This is a genomic window from Vibrio sp. 10N.222.55.C7 (genome assembly GCF_041473335.1).
Lineage (GTDB): Bacteria > Pseudomonadota > Gammaproteobacteria > Enterobacterales > Vibrionaceae > Vibrio > Vibrio crassostreae_C.
The window spans coordinates 95,216-113,757 of sequence record NZ_JBFRSC010000015.1 but is presented as its reverse complement, the minus strand read 5'-3'; the positions used below and the strand labels follow the sequence as shown (position 1 = coordinate 113,757).

The window sequence follows — 18,542 nt, the reverse complement described above, 5'->3', positions numbered from 1 at the left end:
ACAAACTATTCTGCGCTTGCAACAAACAGTTGTTTGCCATGCAGTTTAAAGTCGTTAATCAGTTTCTGACCTTTAGGGTTAACCAACCAATCACTGAATACTTTCGCTGCTTGGTAGTTAATGCTTGGGTAGCGCTCAGGGTTAACCAGAATCACTTGGTAAGGGTTGAAGAGGTTCTTGTCACCTTGGAAAAGGATTTTTAGATCCAGTTTATTTTGGTAAGCCAACCAAGTACCACGGTCTGTCATGGTGTAGCCTTGCATCTCTGACGCCATGTTCAGAGTAGGGCCCATACCTTGACCAACACTGCGGTAACCACCAAAGTTTGGTTCCATTTTAGTTTGCGCCCAAATACCCATCTCTTTCTTATGAGTACCAGAGTCGTCGCCACGAGACACAAACGTCACGTTATTAGTCGCGATCGCTTTGAACACATCTGCCACTGCTTTTTGAGATTCAATTTTTGCAGGGTCACTTTGAGGGCCCACAATCACAAAGTCGTTGTACATCAGCTTACGAGGTAAAACGCCGTAGCCTTTTTCTACGAAATTCGCTTCAGCTTTTGGTGCGTGAGTCATTACCAAATCAACATCACCATTTTCGCCCATGCGAAGTGATTTACCGGTACCCGCAGCTAGAACATCAACCTTGATACCAGAATCTTTTTCGAACTCAGGCAATAAGTAGTCCAGTAGACCAGAGTGATAAGTACTTGTGGTTGTCGCCAACTTAATATGAGTGGTGTCTTCCGCGCTGCTAGCCGTGTAACTGACGATAGATAGAGCTGCAATAGTTAGGGGAATTGCTTTCATTATTATTATGTCCATTCTGTTATAAATGAATGACATGCCTTCAGTTTTAAAGGGCTCAAAGAGGGCATGTGCATAAGACGCTAATTGTTGTAATTAGAAATCTACACCTTATAAGCAATCTTAATGCCAATAAATAATGCATCAGATTTCATTAAATTGCTGTTATTTCGGACAAAATTGCGTCATTTACCCCGTTAAAATGAATCAAAACATGAGCGAGGACAAAATGTCGCACATTGTCCCTGTTGGAGAAAAGGTTAATTGGTACACTCTGTCCCAACTTTTCTCACCGGCTAATCATTATGTCTTTACCTAGTTCATCTGCATCCAATCTCAACCCGAACACATTGACTCAGTATCAGGCCTTTTCCGTTTTGGTCGTCGATGATGAATTGGGTATGCAGGCTATCTTAAAGAAAGCACTGGGTAAGTTCTTTGGCAAGGTATCGAGTGCGGGGTCGGTTGAAGAAGCCGAAATACTGCGCTCGAGCGAGCATTTTGATCTGATTGTTCTTGATATCAACCTGCCAGGTCGGTCTGGTATTGAGTGGGAAGAGGCGTTTAACGACAACGACAAACGTGCCGATGTGATTTTGATGACAGGTTATGCTGATTTAGAAATGACGATATCTGCGCTTAAGCTTGGTGCTTCAGATTTTATTCTTAAGCCGTTCAACCTCGAACAAATGATACAAGCGGTTCTGCGTTGTATGGACAAGCGACTTGACCAAAGAATGCAGTACGCGTTGAAGCGCGATGTTAGCCGTCATATCAAGACCGAATTGATCGGCAATTCAGACAAGACTAAACAGCTTAAATTACTGATCAGTCAATTTGCACCGTCAAGAGCATCAGTTCTTATAGAAGGTGAGTCGGGTACGGGTAAAGAGTTAGTAGCTCGTGGTGTACATGAAGCTAGCAAACGAACAGGGCCATTCGTGCCAATTAACTGTGGTGCAATTGCGCCTGAGCTTTTAGAAAGCGAATTGTTTGGCCACACGTCTGGTGCCTTTACTGGTGCGAAGAAAAACCGTGAAGGTCTATTCAGAGTCGCAAGCGGTGGCACCTTGTTCCTTGATGAGATCGGTGAAATGCCACTGCCAATGCAAGCTGCGCTGTTACGTGTGTTAGAGCAACGTACGATTCGTCCTGTCGGTAGCGAGAAAGAAATTGCCGTTGACGTACGTGTGGTCGCAGCAACAAACCGAAACCTTCAAGAAGAGGTCGATAAAGGCCACTTCCGTCGCGATCTGTTCTACCGACTAAATGTACTTAAGATTGATGTTGTGCCATTGAGAGAACGCCCGTCAGACCTGATTGAACTTGTTCCATACTTTACTCGTCTTTTATCGAGCGAGCTTGGCATGCCAGTTCCAAATTGGGCACATGAAGATATCTTGGCGTTGAACGAATACGAATGGCCGGGAAATATTCGTGAACTTAAAAACTTAGTCGAACGATGCATTCTTTTAGACAAGCCACCAGCACACTATTGGCGCGAGATTAATGGTGATCCTGTTCCCGCTAGCATTTCAGTGACGGTGTCACATGGTGCGGAAATGCCAAACTTGAATAATGCAGACGCTGCCGAGGGTTATCCAAACACTTGGACACTCAAAGAAGTAGAAAAATCTCATATAGAACAGCTGGTTAGTTTTCATGATGGCAATAAATCGGCAGCTGCAAGAGATCTTGGCGTCGCACGTAAAACGCTAGAGCGTAAGTACAAAGATTGGAACACAGAAGGCTCTGAATATGCCGATTAGACGTCGTTGGTGGTCAAAGTGGGCGTTCCGATTCAAAACCATGGTTCGCTACCGATTATTATTCCTTACATCTGCTCCGATCATTCTGACCTTGTGCGCGCTTGTGGCTATCACACTGTATTGGTCAATACATTACACGTGGCAGGGCGCTCTGATTGATGTCGATGAGCGTTTGGATGTTGCCGATAACAGTATTCACCTGATCCAAAATCAGCAAGCATACAACGTTCGTGCGTTCGCCGAGTCTTATAACTTTCGAACCAAACTCGCGAGTGATCTTTCACACGAAGAGCTAACTCGCTGGGTGTCTGAGAACAAATCTCGCTATGAGCTCGATTTTCTGCGCTGGCGCAGTGTCGAGAGCATGGAAAAGAAACTCGAATATCTAAACTTAACTCACAAGCCTTCATTTTTCAGTGTCTTAAGCCGTAATGAACTCAATTATCTCGATCGTGACCTCGCTAAAAAAGCGGAAGTTCCGATGCTCAACGGGCAAGAGGTCGAGACTCGCGGATTGGTAAGCCGAACCGTTGTATCCATCAAAGATGAACATGATCATGTGATTGGTTTTCTGGATGGTGGGATCTTACTGAATAACAGTACTCAACTTGTTGACCAAATCAGTAACCTTATCTATCCACAACGAGAAGGTTTTAATCGTCATATAGGAACGGTCACGGTTTTCCTTGATGATCTTCGTGTTAGCACCAACGTGCCTTTGAGCAGTGAAGACAGTGTAGGGCGCGCCATTGGTACACGTGTTTCTCACGAGGTTCACTCGAAAGTCTTGAATGAAGGTAAAGAGTGGCTAGATCGAGCGTATGTTTACGATGCTTGGTACATCACAGCTTACCAACCAATCCATGACCAGTTTAATAATGTGATTGGTATGCTTTACACCGGTTATTTGATTTGGCCGCTGATAGAAACGTACTTAACCAACCTTGGCGAAATTAGCATTACCATTGTGTTGCTTCTGTTGGCATCCGGTTTGATCGTTCACCGTGGCGCACGTGATCTTTTCAACCCAATCGAACGCATTCATAAAGTGGTGAAGCTAGTACAGATGGGGCAAGACAAGCGAATTGGTACGCTAGGTTTGGATGATCAACACGAACTGACACTGCTCGCTAAACAGTTCGATAAGATGTTGGATCTACTGCACGAGCGTAATCAAGAGATTCAACAAGCGGCGTCTGAACTAGAGTGCAAAGTGCATTCTCGTACCGCGAGTTTGAAAGAGAAAACTGAAGAACTTGAACTGCACATCAAGCTTCTCAATCAAGCCAGAGATAAGCTGGTGGTCAATGAAAAACTGGCCGCGTTAGGTGAATTAACGGCAGGTATTGCTCATGAGATCAATAACCCAACCGCCGTGATTCTTGGCAACGTTGAACTGATGAAGTTTGAACTGGGCGATGAAGTGAGCCGTGTAGATGAGGAAGTCCACGCGATCATGGAGCAGATTGACCGAATTCGAAATATCACACGAAGCCTGCTTCAATACAGCCGTCACGGCGGCGTACAAGACGAAATTACGTGGCAACATATCAACCCAATAGTGGATGAAAGTATTACGCTCGTAAAAACAGGTGCGAAGAAGAAAGGCATTGTGTACGTATCGCAGCTGAACGCTAAAACCTCAGTCGAGGTCAATCGAAACCAATTGCTACAGATTCTGGTTAACCTACAAATGAACGCGATTCATGCAATGGACGGTCAGGGCACGTTAACCATTTCGAGTGAAGACTGGGTTGAAAATGGCGTGTCTCACGGCGCTATCGTTCATGTTCAAGATGAAGGCTGCGGTATTAAGGAAGAACAACTGAAACGTATTTTCTCGCCTTTCTATACCACCAAACGTGATGGCACAGGCTTAGGGTTGTCAGTGTCTCAGAGTATCTTGAGCCAAACTGGCGGCGAGATCCGAGTTGAATCGGAGGTAGGTAAGGGAAGTTGCTTTAGTATCTATCTTCAACAGAAAGCGACGCCTCAATTGCTAGTATCAAACCTATAAGTTCTAAGAACCAATTCACTGATATCATCATCTGATAATATTTCTAACGCGCCTGGGCTATTGCACGAACGTTTTAGCCCAAGCACGAAAATTCCGCACTATTAATCTATCTCAAACCAAATCTCAACCTCTGCCGGTTTGACGAGCACCTCTTTTTGGTTATGTAACACAGTGTATATCTTTTGATCTTGATGCATATCATCTGAACTGTACGAAATTTTGATACCTTGGCCGAAAATCCATAATCAAAACAAATAATAAAGTCAGCCAGCTATGAAATTAAGTAACTTATCTATCAAATCAAAACTCGTCTCCATCGTCATTTTATCGGTTGTTCTATTGGTAATGGCGTCCACTTTTAATCTAATGCAGCAGCGTGCGAGTTCCATGCAAGAGCGCCAAGATAAGCTCAGTGCTCAAGTCGAAACTGCAGTCAGCTTAGCGAGCTACTATTACAACCAACGTAATGTGCTCGGTGAAGAGGTCGCAAAGAAACAAGCACTTCAAGCGATCGAAACCCTTCGTTATGACACCACCAATTACTTCTGGATCTTAAACCAGCAACTCAACGTTGTTATCCATCCATTAAAGCCTGAACTCAATGGCAAGAACGCGGGTAACTTTAAAGATGGTGCGGGGAAACACCACTGGCGTGAGATGGTCACCATTTCTCGTACTCCAGAAGAGAAAGGCTTTCTTGATTACCAATGGATGAGCCCGCAAGGTGAACTCAAAGACAAGATCTCCTACGTACAACTGTTCCCAGAGTGGAATTGGATTGTTGGCTCGGGCATCCTAGTTGCGGACATCCAAGAGGCGTTCTATGCATTGGCGCTCAAAGAGGGATTGGTTGCGGTCGTATTGTCAGGCTTGTTGTTTGCGATGGGTTACGCAATTTCAAATAATATCCTAGTGCCACTTAACAAGCTTATCGACAACACCCACAAAATTGCTGATGGCGATCTTCGTGTACGCATGAACATGACACGCAAAGATGAACTGGGCGATATGAGTCAGCAAATTGATACCATGCTCGACAAACTGCAAAGCACGCTTCGCACAGCCAATGAATCGGCGGATTTGTCCAGCAACATGGCGAGCCACATTGCTCAAGCCAGTGAAGAAGCAGCAACCAGTGTTAACTCACAACATGCACAGCTTGAATTACTATCGACTGCAATGACAGAGATGAGTGCAACCATTTCCGATGTCGCTGTGAATGCCGAGAATACCGCAGCGAGCACCAATAAGGTTGTTGACCACGCAAACCAGAACGACCAAAACATGCAGGTAACGTCTGAGACTATATCTCAGGTTTCAGAGAACATTTCGACCGCGAACAACTTAGTCAGAGATCTTCAATCAGGCGTCACCGAAATAAGCCAAGTCGTTGGTGTGATTCGTGATGTATCAGAACAAACGAACTTGTTAGCGCTCAACGCAGCAATAGAAGCGGCACGTGCAGGAGAGCAAGGCAGAGGATTCGCAGTGGTTGCTGATGAAGTTCGAAATCTTGCTAGCCGCACTCAAAATTCAACTAACGAAGTGCAATCCACGATTGAGAAACTGACTCAACAAGCAGAACGGACCTTTAAGGCAATGCAAAGCAGTAACGAGAAGGTTGATCACAGTGTTGTCGCGTCTAACGAAACTCGTCAACAACTCGATGTGATTGTGAATGAACTGCATAACGCCAATGACATGGTGGCACAAATTGCCGCAGCCTCGGAGCAGCAAAGCACGGTAGCCACTGAAATGAGTGAAAGTGTTACTGGGATTCATCTCGCTGCAAATGAGGTACTCCAAGCCTCACAATCGCTCGCAGAAGACAGTCAGAAAATGGCGAACACTACAGAACACCTTACTGAGCAATTGAAATACTTTAAGGTTTAGCATCAATAGGACTATTAGCTTAAAGATAAAAAGCTCATAAAAAACACCTCCGCACTTGCGATAAGTTCGGAGGTGTTTTTATTTATGGCTAGTCATTTGCTATAAGCAACAAACGTCTAAAGCATCAAGCCTAATGCGCCGCTACTGAAATTTTCGGTGGGTTGATGTTGTGCTTCTTAAACTCTTTCATCACACGCAAAGTAATGTCGGTTTCAAACAGCTTCTCATACGCAGTATCCACAACGTAAGCCTTACAAGTTAGCTGTATTGCTAGGTAGTTATCGGTAATCGTCTGTTTAACCAAAACCGTTACAGGTTTCGGCAAGTGGATATAACGACTTGAAGACGCCGCTTCTTGAATCAGATCGCGGGCTAGGGTGATGTCTTCATCCATACCAACGTAAAACGGAATCACCACCTGCATGTCCAACGCACCGTAGTTACCACTGGTGGTCACTTCATTTAAGAACTTGTTGTTCGGAATGGTAATGATGTCATCGTTCAGGGTTCTCATTCGCACTGAACGCAAACCAATGGTAATGATATCACCGTAGTTGCCTTCGAACGTGACGCGGTCACCAACTTGAAAGGGCCTATCAATCATTACCGTGATGCCCGCGATGAATGAAGCTGCCAAATCTTTAAGCGCAAAGCCGACTGACACGGCGAGGGTACCACCAATCAAAGCCAGTATTTGGTCGTTGATTCTAAAGCTCATCATGAACACGATAAGACCTGTGCTCACATAGATAAAGAACTGAGTAAACGACTGCAGTTTCTGTAGCAGCATTCGGTATTGCACGAATTGGCTACCAAAACTGGTCACCATTGAGTTGATGAACTTGAGCAGTAACCACATCGCAGCAATAACGATCATGGAGAAGAACACGCCGCTCCATCGCACTAGGCTAGCTATCTTTGAGATGTTTTCTACATTGGCTAACTCTTCCGTCGCAAAGGTCGGGAAACTGACAGCACTTGCCAAGCCAACAAATAGTAGGATAAATAACTTCTTCATTTTACTTCACCAGTAGATGTTGACGGTCGAGAACGTTAGTAATGTGGCGGAACCAGTGCTCGGAAATTCGAGCCTTTTCTTCATGCCAACCAATATAACCACGGCTTTCAAAGTAACGCAGAATACCGGTTATCTCAGCCGTACTTAGCTGCGTACAATCAGACAATACTTCCGGAGAAGCGATTTCCAATTGCACGATAGAACGAAGCACAGCCAACATAGGTTTTGGCATGTTTTCCAGCTCCTGTGCTTCAGGAACATGGAACAAGCGCACCACTGCTTGATCGGTATCTTTGTTTCGATTCAAAGAGAGTCGGAAGAAGCGAAGAGCAACGGTAGGGTTACCATCAGAGTAATGCCACAAGATTCGGTAGAAACCTTGGCGGGCGCGATCTTCCTCGCTCATGTCATCTTGGTCCCACTGTTTAGGCACCACTAAACCATCAAACGATAACGGCTTCTCAAGCTCCGTATTGATACGGCTGTTTAAAAGCTCACCGACTTGTTTCTCAGTCCAACGTGGTAGAAAACACACCAAATCAAACAGCAGACGTTCACCACGCGCACGATCGACAAATCGCCAGCTCGATTTAGCAATCGAAATCACGATACGGTGGTTCTTTTTAGAACGGCGCAATAGGTTGGTTAAACGGATCAAATCAGACAAGCCGCCAACCATTGGCTTAACTAGACGTTGTGCATTGTCGATCGCAATCAGGTACGTGGTCTTGCTTTTACGAAGATGCGCCAAGATCTGAATCTCAGTCGCTTTTTCTTCCAAACCGATGCTCACCGCTAGATGTGCTAACAGCTCTTGGTAACCCGCGTAAGGGCAACTTACGTAGACAGGCTCAGCGTTAGAGACTTTGTGCAGCAGGGTATAAAGCAGCGTTGTTGCGCCCACACCACGTTCACCTGAAACAATACAGATAGCAGGGCTGTCTGACATCAAGTAGCGAGACAGTTGCTTAACCTCATCACCGGCGTAATCAATCAGCGTGCTGTCGATATTACCCGGTAGGATGTATTCATAGGTTTGATCGCCTTTGATTCGAACCAAGTTTTGCTGATTCTTGTCAAGGTCAGACTGCTTAGCCACTTCAATTCTAAACAGGTACGCCAAAGCTTGGCTAAACAGTGTGTAATTAGACAGTAAGGCCATGATGCGGTGTTGGAAGTTGTAAACACTCAACCATACGATGCCAATGGCCGTCGCCAATATATTAAGTAAGAAGGTATCCTTGCGGTTTACTGCCCAGTTCACCCATACCGGACGATCAGAGATGTGTTGCAGCGTATCGAAGACTTTCGCACGCCATAATCTAAGCACTGAAATGGTAACCAGTACAAACCAGAAAAATAGGGCGCTGTAGATCCAGCTATAGATAGTGCCTTTGCCTAGCGTGATACTCGATATTTGCAAAGTCACACCCGCAACAATGAAGCTCCAAACATAACGGCGAATGGTCGATAGGCGCAGCGCAATCACTTCTTGATTGGATGTGCGGCCCAAACGATACGCAAATTCCAAAATAAAGCTGATAGCAATCGAACCACCTAGAATCCACCAAGTGAAGATCTCAAGGAAAATCAGGTGTTGCAGGCTAGGGATGCTGGAGAGCACTCTTAGAGAAAGCGTAATCGCAATTAACCAAGCAATCGCACGATCAGCGCGGCTGATGTACCAGATCACACGTACTAAAAATGGAGGGTTCGTTTTCGCTTCAAGAAAATTAATTCTGAACAACTCAATCAAACGAGTGCTATTGGCAAGCCACCACGCTAAACCAAAATAGATAAACAACACTTTTAACGATGCACCAATCACAGGCACTGGCGAAATAAAGATGTCTTTAACGAGCGCTTTAAAGCTACGAATTTGGAAGTAAACAAGATACTCAATGTTGAGCTTGGTTAATTCCCACTCTTGCTTAAATTGAGTTACGCCGTAGGGGCCAAAACCCGTTAGGCGCTCTTTATTAGCGGAATTCGTCTGCTCTAACAGGTGTTGCTTGCTCACATTCAAGCTATTCAAAGTGACGTAACTGGTTTGAACGGCAAACCATTGATCGGCGTCGTTGTTCGCTCTGTAGGCTTTTATCTGTTGCTCGAAGGTTTTGATTTCCTGCTTTTGAACTTGTAGCACTTCAGCGAGCAATATATTGACTTGGCGTCTGTCCGACGGTTCCATAAAGAGGGGGTCGGGTAACGAATCAATTCGATCATCGAGATCAACAGCAGAATCGGATACCTGCGGCTGAGATTGTAAGTCATATTCCAAGTTGGCATGACTAGGCCAAGAGAGAATGGCCAAAGTGAGGATTAAGAAGCGCGATAGTGAACGCATAAAAGTCTCTTAGAATTATGAGGTTAGGATTACTATAGTTAGATAATCTGACTTTGTGAAATCCAACCCCGTGTCGGGGGCGAGTACTTTATTCCTGTTTCGAGCGATTTTGTCATGAAATTGTCAGGGATTAGGCTAGTATTTGAGCATCTTTATTATGTCTTCTGTTGCGTTGATCGGGTTGGCTTTTACTGTGACCAATCAGCATACGATATATTCAATGGTTGGCATGATTTGGGACGTTATATACCGCCCATTATGGTGCGCTGTTCGATATTTTGTTTTTCCTTAAAATCGACGGTTTTACGGCGATAAATAGAAAACCAAAAATGTGAGTCAGTTCAAACTATGATTTGGCTAGGTTATCACTCACTTAATGGCCAGTAATTGCAATCAATACTTGCAGTTAAAGCCCTGAACAAGTAACGTTGCGGCGTTTTTCACATTAAAAAGGTAATGGCATTGATCTCCACAGCAAATATCACCCAACAATTCGGCGCTAAGCCACTTTTCGAAAATATTTCAGTTAAGTTCGGCGAAGGCAACCGCTACGGTTTAATCGGCGCGAATGGCTGTGGTAAATCGACGTTCATGAAGATCCTATCTGGTGAACTTGAGCCAAGTGCTGGTAACGTAAGCTACGATCCAAACGAGCGCGTTGCTAAGCTAAACCAAGACCAGTTTGCTTACGAAGAATTCACGGTAATCGACACGGTTATCATGGGTCACAAAGAGCTTTGGGCTATTAAGCAAGAGCGTGACCGCATTTACTCTTTGCCAGAAATGAGCGAAGAAGACGGCATGAAAGTGGCTGACCTTGAAGTTCAGTTCGCTGAAATGGACGGTTACATGGCAGAAGCTAAAGCTGGTGAGCTTCTTCTAGCGGTAGGTATTGAAGAATCAATGCACTTCGGTCTGATGAGCGAAGTAGCACCGGGTTGGAAACTTCGTGTTCTATTGTCTCAAGTACTGTTTGCAGACCCGCATATCATGCTTCTTGACGAACCAACGAACAACCTGGACATGGACACCATCAAGTGGTTGGAAGACACGCTAAACCAACGTAACTGCACAATGATCATCATTTCGCACGACCGTCACTTCCTAAACTCTGTTTGTACACACATGGCTGACCTTGATTACGGCGAACTTCGTCTATTCCCAGGTAACTACGATGAGTACATGACGGCTGCGACTCAAGCTCGTGAGCGTCTACTGTCTGACAACGCTAAGAAGAAAGCACAAATTGCTGAACTTCAAACGTTCGTATCTCGTTTCTCTGCTAACGCATCTAAAGCGAAGCAAGCAACGTCACGTGCTAAGCAGATCGATAAGATCCAACTAGACGAAGTTAAAGCGTCTAGCCGTCAAAACCCATTCATCCGTTTCGAACAGTCTAAAGAGCTATTCCGTAACGCACTTGTGGTTGAAAACCTATCTCAAGGTTTTGAAGAAGACCTATACAACAAGTTCGACGGTATTTTCGAAGTAGGTGAGCGTGTTGCTATCATCGGTGAGAACGGTGTGGGTAAAACAACACTACTTAACACACTAGCTGGCGCTCTTGAGCCTCGCACAGGTGAGTACAAGTGGTCTGAAAACTCAAACATCGGTTACTACGCTCAAGATCACGCACACGATTTCGAGACAGACATGAACTTGTTTGATTGGATGAGCCAATGGCGCCAAGAAGGCGAAGACGAGCAAGTTGTTCGTGGCTTCCTAGGTCGTATGCTATTTGGTCAAGACGACATTAAGAAATCTGTAAAGGTTATCTCTGGTGGTGAGCAAGGTCGTATGCTTCTTGGTAAGATCATGATGCATAAACCAAACATCCTGCTAATGGATGAGCCAACAAACCACATGGATATGGAATCTATCGAAGCGCTTAACTTGGCTCTTGAGAACTACAAAGGCACATTGTTCTTCGTATCTCACGACCGTGTATTCGTAGACTCGCTTGCAACTCGTATCCTTGAAATCAAAGATGGCAAGATCAACGATTTCCGCGGTACTTACGCTGAGTTCTTGAAAGCACGCGGCTAATACCGTATAGCAAGAGCTAATACGTAATAACACGTTAGTACGTATTCAGAATTAGAAAGGCCTCTATCTTAGCAATCAGATAGAGGCCTTTTGTTTTTCCATACCGCATAAATCAACTAGCTTGCGTTAATCACTAATCACTAGTACTTAAATTGCGCCACAATCTTCTCTAGCTTCACACTCACACTCGAGACTTGTTCACTGCAACGCACTGATCCAGAAACCACGGTATAAGTATCACTGGCAAGGTGAGCGATATCTGTAATGTTTCGGTCAATCTCAACGGAAACCATCGATTGCTCTTCGGACGCTGTTGAGATCTGACTGTTTAAGTCGAACATCTCGCCAACTTGGAAGTGTATTCCTTCTATCGCATTCACCACGTCTTTGGTTTGGCTTTTCACCAGCTCAGTTTGTTCTAAGCTCTCTGTCATCTTAGCGACAGTCTTGTCTATCCCAGTGGTTAAACCATGAATCGTTGATTCTATTTGATGGGTTGAATCGTTAGTCATTAACGAAAGCTCTCGCACTTCCGAGGCAACCACAGCGAAACCTCGTCCATGATCGCCAGCACGCGCTGCTTCAATCGCAGCATTAAGCGCCAATAGGTTAGTTTGCTCAGCAATACCTTGAATAGTCGTCACCACCTGATTGATTTCACGACTCTGTTCTTCGAGCTGAACGATGAGATCCTGAGACTCTGCAATGTTTTCTACCAAGACATTAATACTGTCGTTTGTTGATTGTGTCTTTTGCAGCGCTTGATGGGCATTTTCTTTGATCTTCTCGGCATTGGTTGCGGCATTTTCGATGTTCGCCGTCACCTCATTACTCGTCATCACTAACTCGTTAACTGCCGTCGCTACCGATTCAGATTGCTGCTTTTGTTTCTCTGCATTGCTCATGCTTTTGACTGCCGCTTCTTCAGAGCTGCATGAACTGTCTGTCAGCACCGTCATCACGCCGGATAGCTCTTTGATGTTACCGTGCAGTTTATCGATGAAGGTATCGAACGAGTGGGCAAGTTGAGCGAGCTCGTCGTTACCTTTGGCGTTCATTCTGACGGTTAAGTCTCCATCTCCATTTGCAATAGACTCCATCATCACGTTTATCGCTTTGATACGACCCAGGATGTTGCGACCGATGAACACCAATAACAGAGAAAGTAGAGCGACGATAGCGGCACCAAACAGATGTAACATGTTTTGTGTGTTTCTAACTGCCGCTGTAATCGCTTGGCTTATCTCATTCTGCACTTCTTCAATGGCTTGTTCCGTTTTATGGACATTGCTACGTAAGGCGCCTCTAAGCCCCAACTCTGCAGACAAACCTAGATTGCTGTTAGCAACCAACAGAGTTTCAACCGCAGCCTTATATTCGGAATAGGCTTGTTCAGTCGCAATCGAGGTTTGGGAGTAGGGTTCAAACTCAACAAGAGCAGTGGTTAACGCCGCATTCGTTTGGCTATTAATATGTGCGAGGTAATGGAAGTCTTTTTCGATCAGTTCTAACAACGCAAGTTCCAGTGCCAAACTTGATTCTGATTCGATTGCTGATTTTAGCGCTGTTCTTTTTCCATCAAGAGCTGCTACAAAACCCAAAGGTGGGGTTGTACGTTCAATGTCGTTCACTTGATTGACGATCTGGTGGAACTGTTTCTGGTACTGATGAAGAGTATCGGAGATCTTGGTCATTTGATCGGTCAGGTGAAGTTCGTGCGAGGTTAGGGTTTGGTTCAACGTTACCAATCTTTGATTCAATGTGGCGGCGGTTTTATCGAAACGCTCTGCGTATTTTTGATCGTGGCGAGACAAGAAGTCTTTCTCATGTCGCCTAAGCGTTAATAAATCGACTGAGCTTCTGAGGTTTTCGGTTGCAGCGATCTCCAATGATTCCAATTTGTCTAAGCTGAACTGCTCGTAGATGGCATAGATAAAAACAGAAATAAACAGGGTGAGGTTGATTAAAATAAACTTACTGCGAATAGAAAGAGACAGCGGTCTACGCTGAGGTTCCGATTGATTACTCATGGTTAATTCCCTTTAAGCCGGTGACGTTGATATTCATCTTTAACTTTTATTAATAGATTCATTAAATTGATGAATATGTAACTAATAGCTTATTGGAGTGTTAAATCAAGATTTGCTTTAGGAAAAGCTAATTTAAGACATGATACGTGTAGGTTTAGATGGTCTGAAGCGTGAAACCTGTATCGGGGACGAATTGGAATGGAAACTTAAGGATATAAAAAAGGTGCAGCTGATACTGCACCCATTTAACAAATTAACTAAGCACGAGTTAACTTTACGTTTACTGCTCGCCTTTGACGTCAAAATCTATCTTGTCTGCACCTGTAAAGACTTGGAAGCGCAAGCCTTTAGCACGAGCAATCGTTGTTATGCCGAACTTCTGCGCTAAATCTAAGCCCATTTGTGTAACGCCAGAGCGTGACAGTAGAACAGGGATTCCCATCTGCGCAACCTTAATCACCATCTCAGACGTTAAACGGCCTGTGGTGTAGAAGATCTTATCTTCACCTGTCTCTTTGTTAAGCCACATCTCACCAGCCAATGTATCAACGGCATTGTGTCGGCCAACATCTTCAACAAACGATAGAACCTTGTCGTCTTTGCAAACAGCACAGCCATGAACCGCACCCGCTTTCTTGTAGGTGTCGTTATAATGAGTCAGCGCTTCTAGAGCCGTATAGATTTCAGATTGCTTAATCTTGGTTTGAGGCACTTGGTAATCTTCCAATTGCTTCATCACGTTGCCATACATGGTACCTTGGCCACAGCCAGAGGTAACTGTCTTCTTCTTAAGCGCTTGCTCAAGTTGGCTCGTATCTTCTTTGGTGATAACCGCTGCTGAGCTGGTTTCCCAGTCGATGATGATTGATTCAACGGCTTCTGGATCAGAAAGGAAGCTTTGGTTTTTCAAATAACCCAAGACTAATGCTTCCGGGCGTGAACCCAATGTCATTAGAGTTACGATCTCTTTCCAGTTCAACATAACGGTAAGAGGGCGCTCGCACGCAATTTGTTTCGTTAGCTTTTCGCCATATTCATCAAACACTTCAACTTCGATGGTCTGAAGTGGGTTTTCACTGGTTTTTATTATGTTTGGTTTTACCACAGTCACGTCCTACTTAATGAGATAGCGATTATAAGGGATAAGAAGTTAGGCAAGAGTCATCATACGACTCTTTAGAATACATGCGTTCTCTGTCACTTAGTCAGTCTTAGCTTTAACTCAAGCATTTAGCAATTCTCATTCCAAAATAACGGGGATTGATGGAAACATGAAGCATTAGATTAAAATAGCGCAAAATATGAGAGTTCACCGGGTGGAGTTGTCTGAAATAACCAGTATCGACTAACGTTATAGTGACAACTTGATAACGAACGCTATAGATACGCTCTCGCAGTTAATCCGTATTGGCGTGTTTATTGCTTTATGGGGTGTATATGAATGCACACAGTACAAAATGTCCTAAGTGCATTCAGACCAAAGAAAATCAATTGGGTGAAGTATGTCTGAGATAAAAGAATTCAAAGAACAATATGAAAAAACAGAAGCAGCTTGGCCAATCGGTGTCCAAAGAATAGAGAAAGAGATCAAAACTGGCATTTGGGTAACAACTCAATGGGAACTCATCGGTTTTGAATTATCACCTGAACATGAAACCCCAGACGTATGTTTGCTTCAGTTGCACAAAGACGAACGTACCGACTACCGCTTCAATCTAAGCTCTCAGCAACCTAAGCTATTCTTAGTTATGGATAATGTTGACTCCGGTAAACCTATTATTCAATTACTGACAGCATCACAAACAGTCGCAGGCCAATACATGGACGGAGATAACCAAGTCCTTTCATACGACATTCCGTTACCTGTACAAGCTTGGATGGAAGCGTTCATCGGTCGTCATGGTGAGTTATTAGAAGCAAGACGTAAGAAACGTAAAGGCGCGGGTCGATCAAATGGCAACTAACTTTTTTAGCCGTTGGTCTCAACGAAAGCTTGATGAATCAACCGACCAACCTTTAGAAGCGCAACAAACGCTTGAGGAAACTGAGCTTACTTCCACTGAGGCTTCGTCTGCTGCTTCATCTATAGACGCAGAAACATCGGAGTCACTAGAACGTGGAACTTTGGAAAAAGAGTCTCCAGAACACGCTGTCGATTCTCAAACTATTGACTCTCAGGAGATAGCATCAGAAACGACTGAAGACTTGTCTGTTGCTCAATTATTGGTGTCAGAAGCTTCAGAAAGCGTAAAAAAAGCGGCATTGCGTAAATTATTCCTCTCAGAAGAATTCAACGTTCGTGATGGTTTAGATGATTACGACGACGATTACAGTAATTTGAAGTCTCTTTCTGAAGGGGTTGCGGAAACCTTGCGTGATTGGGTTAAAGACAAAACGGAAGAAGAAACTGCGCCAGAAGAAGAGCAAATCATTGATAATAAAGACGAAGGTGAAGTTTTAGAAAATTCTGAAAGCGATCTTGAGGTATCTGATAATAAACTTGAAACGTCAGAAAGTGCCGAAATAACCGAACAAGAAAAAGAACTGTATAAAAACACAGTATCGGATAATAACGCTACAATGTCAGACGAAGCAGACCTGAAAGAGGTGGGACAAAATATACCACACAAAGAATAGGTACATTTTGACTAAACACTCAATGAACCGCTTGCGACAAAATGTCCCAAGCGGTTTTTTTATACGCACAATAAACGTTATAAAGAATTAAACCACTGAAATATAAGGCATATTAAATTGGCATGGCATTTGCTAAATAACGTTCATTATCAACTTTTTTGTAGATAGACGAGTTCACGGTCTGACGAGCGGCACACTGGCTAAAGGGTTAGTTGTTAACGGATTACTCAGCAAGTTCTCTCTCGCTTACTACAATGAAGGTTGAACAGATTATCCATGTCCAAAGATGGAACTGAGCAATGCTTAAACAATTATTAGAACAAGCAACTTCAAATAACGCGAAAGCAAGGCTGTATGCATTTGAAAATACAGTTGAGTTAACAAACCTAATTCCACCGACAGTCAGTTATGAAAGCGGTGGTAATACACTTGTTATTGGTCCAACTGCGATCATTGAAAGTGCTGCGGCTCAATTACCTCAGTTAACAAGCCTAACACTGCTTTCGACAGATGGTGTGAAGGCAACGAATACTGAGTCAGAGCTTTACTACGCAAATGCTGTTCAGGTTTCAGGGTTCCTTGGTACGTTCGAAGTTCTAATCGAAAACAAAGGCCTAACCAATAACCTTGCAAAAGTAGCAATCAATCATGACTGTTTTGATGTGGTTTTGGACTTATGTCTGAATAGCTGCATGACTGAAGAAGTGCCTGTTCCTGGTTATTACCCAGTAGGTCGTGGTTATCCAAAACTGGCTGAAGCGTTAGAAGAAATTCCTACGTTAATGGGCACGTTTGATAAGCCTAAGTTCTTCCGTTTGGACACAGACCTATGCGCGCACAGTTCTCGTGGCGTAAAAGGCTGTGAGCGTTGTGTAGATGCTTGTCCTGCTGGCGCACTATCAAGTGAAGGCTCTGATAAGACGGGTCACAAGATTGAGATTAACCCTTACCTATGTCAAGGCGTTGGTACTTGTGCAACTAGTTGTCCTACAGAAGCGATTACCTATGCGCTGCCAAACCCTGATGACACTCAAAAGTTTATTGAACGTACGCTAGCTAATTATGAGCAAGCGGGCGGTCTGGATCCAATCGTACTTATCTGTAGCTCTCGTCATGAGACTTACAATGTAATGGCGCTAAAAGCACTGCCAGATAACGTGATTCCAATTGTCGTAGAAGAACTGCCATCTATTGGTATCGATACTTGGTTTGCAGCTTTAGTTAATGGCGCAACTCAGGTTCTGTTTGCCGCATCTCGCTTTATGCCAGAAACGATCATTCGTGTTCTAAATAACGAAGTAGGGATTGCTCAAGAACTACTAGATCAAATCGGTATTCCAAAAGAAACCATCGATATTCTGTACTTAGAATCTCTACGTGAATGTCCTCCAACACTTTGTGTGGATTCATTCGACCTTGCACTTGGCGATCTTCAAGGCAACAAGCGCCAACGTCTATTTACAGCACTTGATGCGATGTCTTCAGCTCGTATTCCTGTTGAAAATATTGTTGAGCTTCCGTCAAACGCACCTTACGGCAACGTTTCGTGTGATAGCAAAGATTGTACGTTATGTATGAGCTGTGTGGCTGTGTGTCCGACACGTGCACTTCATACCGACGGGGCTTCTCCATCACTTAAATTTGTAGAACAAGACTGTATTCAATGTGGCTTGTGTGAAAAGGCATGTCCTGAAAATGTTCTGACTCTTACGCCTCGTATGAACTGGGTAAAAGAAGAACGTCAAAAAGCAGTTGTGATTCATGAAGAGAAAGCTGCGGAATGTGTACGTTGCCATAAACCATTCGCACCTCAGTCTATGATTGACATGTTACAGAACAAGTTACGCGGTCACTCTCACTTTTCAGATGAAGCAGCGATTAATCGTATTGCTATGTGTGAAGACTGCCGTGTGGTGGATATGTTCGATTCAATGGCTCAAGACCCATTGAAACAATTGAAATACTAGGAGTTAGCC

Annotated in this window: 12 protein-coding genes; 7 read left to right on the top strand and 5 right to left on the bottom strand. The window is 44.1% G+C overall.

Features of this window, described 5'->3' with window-relative positions; all coding sequences use genetic code 11:
* Positions 1-5: 5 nt before the first annotated feature.
* Positions 6-812 carry a substrate-binding domain-containing protein gene (locus tag AB4482_RS05120; protein ID WP_017071481.1) on the bottom strand — a complete coding sequence of 269 codons (807 nt, stop codon included), beginning with the start codon at positions 810-812 and terminating at the stop codon, positions 6-8.
* A gap of 302 nt (positions 813-1,114) precedes the next feature.
* On the opposite strand from AB4482_RS05120, the gene AB4482_RS05115 reads away from it, so the two are divergent.
* The 3 genes from AB4482_RS05115 (at position 1,115) to AB4482_RS05105 (ending at position 6,488) form a co-directional block, all read left to right on the top strand.
* Positions 1,115-2,578, top strand: a complete 1,464-nt coding sequence (locus AB4482_RS05115; RefSeq protein WP_372074969.1) for a sigma-54-dependent transcriptional regulator — start codon at positions 1,115-1,117, stop codon at positions 2,576-2,578.
* Positions 2,568-4,595 (top strand): cache domain-containing protein, encoded by a 2,028-nt coding sequence (locus AB4482_RS05110; RefSeq protein ID WP_017059613.1) that lies wholly within the window; start codon positions 2,568-2,570, stop codon positions 4,593-4,595. Before AB4482_RS05115 ends, AB4482_RS05110 begins: the two co-directional genes overlap by 11 nt.
* 273 nt (positions 4,596-4,868) lie before the next feature.
* The gene (locus AB4482_RS05105; protein WP_372132207.1) at positions 4,869-6,488 is read left to right on the top strand and encodes a methyl-accepting chemotaxis protein; all 1,620 of its coding nucleotides are present in this window, start codon (positions 4,869-4,871) and stop codon (positions 6,486-6,488) included.
* A 130-nt stretch (positions 6,489-6,618) separates the two neighbouring features.
* Here AB4482_RS05105 and AB4482_RS05100 read toward each other — a convergent pair whose 3' ends face one another.
* Positions 6,619-7,506, bottom strand: a complete 888-nt coding sequence (locus AB4482_RS05100; protein ID WP_048612067.1) for a mechanosensitive ion channel family protein — start codon at positions 7,504-7,506, stop codon at positions 6,619-6,621.
* A 1-nt stretch (position 7,507) separates the two neighbouring features.
* On the bottom strand, positions 7,508-9,853 hold the full coding sequence (locus tag AB4482_RS05095) for an ATP-binding protein (protein ID WP_372180614.1): 2,346 nt from the start codon (positions 9,851-9,853) through the stop codon (positions 7,508-7,510).
* 462 nt (positions 9,854-10,315) lie between these two features.
* Between AB4482_RS05095 and AB4482_RS05090 the strand changes: the two genes are divergently transcribed.
* Positions 10,316-11,899 (top strand): ABC-F family ATPase, encoded by a 1,584-nt coding sequence (locus AB4482_RS05090; RefSeq protein WP_009846736.1) that lies wholly within the window; start codon positions 10,316-10,318, stop codon positions 11,897-11,899.
* Positions 11,900-12,039: 140 nt separating this feature from the next.
* On the opposite strand, the gene AB4482_RS05085 is transcribed toward AB4482_RS05090, so the two are convergent.
* Both AB4482_RS05085 and AB4482_RS05080 read right to left on the bottom strand, forming a co-directional pair.
* Positions 12,040-13,929, bottom strand: a complete 1,890-nt coding sequence (locus tag AB4482_RS05085; protein WP_372180613.1) for a methyl-accepting chemotaxis protein — start codon at positions 13,927-13,929, stop codon at positions 12,040-12,042.
* 280 nt (positions 13,930-14,209) lie between these two features.
* Positions 14,210-15,034 (bottom strand): formate dehydrogenase accessory sulfurtransferase FdhD, encoded by an 825-nt coding sequence (locus AB4482_RS05080; protein WP_017063873.1) that lies wholly within the window; start codon positions 15,032-15,034, stop codon positions 14,210-14,212.
* A 397-nt stretch (positions 15,035-15,431) separates the two neighbouring features.
* Here AB4482_RS05080 and AB4482_RS05075 point away from each other — a divergent pair, with 397 nt between their 5' ends.
* The 3 genes from AB4482_RS05075 to AB4482_RS05065 all read left to right on the top strand — a co-directional run bounded on the left by AB4482_RS05075 (position 15,432) and on the right by AB4482_RS05065 (position 18,533).
* Entirely contained in the window at positions 15,432-15,893 is a 462-nt protein-coding gene (locus tag AB4482_RS05075; RefSeq protein WP_372180611.1) for a DUF3305 domain-containing protein, read from the top strand.
* Entirely contained in the window at positions 15,883-16,566 is a 684-nt protein-coding gene (locus tag AB4482_RS05070) for a DUF3306 domain-containing protein (protein ID WP_102320204.1), read from the top strand. The genes AB4482_RS05075 and AB4482_RS05070 overlap by 11 nt, the downstream gene beginning before the upstream one ends.
* Positions 16,567-16,865: 299 nt before the next feature.
* On the top strand, positions 16,866-18,533 hold the full coding sequence (locus AB4482_RS05065; RefSeq protein WP_372180610.1) for a 4Fe-4S dicluster domain-containing protein: 1,668 nt from the start codon (positions 16,866-16,868) through the stop codon (positions 18,531-18,533).
* The last annotated feature ends 9 nt before the right edge of the window (positions 18,534-18,542 follow it).

Coding starts and splice junctions, on each gene's coding strand:
- AB4482_RS05120 (WP_017071481.1), bottom strand. CDS start 812: ATGAAAGCAATTCCCCTAACTATTGCAGCTCTATCTATCGTCAGTTAC.
- AB4482_RS05115 (WP_372074969.1), top strand. CDS start 1,115: ATGTCTTTACCTAGTTCATCTGCATCCAATCTCAACCCGAACACATTG.
- AB4482_RS05110 (WP_017059613.1), top strand. CDS start 2,568: ATGCCGATTAGACGTCGTTGGTGGTCAAAGTGGGCGTTCCGATTCAAA.
- AB4482_RS05105 (WP_372132207.1), top strand. CDS start 4,869: ATGAAATTAAGTAACTTATCTATCAAATCAAAACTCGTCTCCATCGTC.
- AB4482_RS05100 (WP_048612067.1), bottom strand. CDS start 7,506: ATGAAGAAGTTATTTATCCTACTATTTGTTGGCTTGGCAAGTGCTGTC.
- AB4482_RS05095 (WP_372180614.1), bottom strand. CDS start 9,853: ATGCGTTCACTATCGCGCTTCTTAATCCTCACTTTGGCCATTCTCTCT.
- AB4482_RS05085 (WP_372180613.1), bottom strand. CDS start 13,929: ATGAGTAATCAATCGGAACCTCAGCGTAGACCGCTGTCTCTTTCTATT.
- AB4482_RS05075 (WP_372180611.1), top strand. CDS start 15,432: ATGTCTGAGATAAAAGAATTCAAAGAACAATATGAAAAAACAGAAGCA.
- AB4482_RS05070 (WP_102320204.1), top strand. CDS start 15,883: ATGGCAACTAACTTTTTTAGCCGTTGGTCTCAACGAAAGCTTGATGAA.
- AB4482_RS05065 (WP_372180610.1), top strand. CDS start 16,866: ATGCTTAAACAATTATTAGAACAAGCAACTTCAAATAACGCGAAAGCA.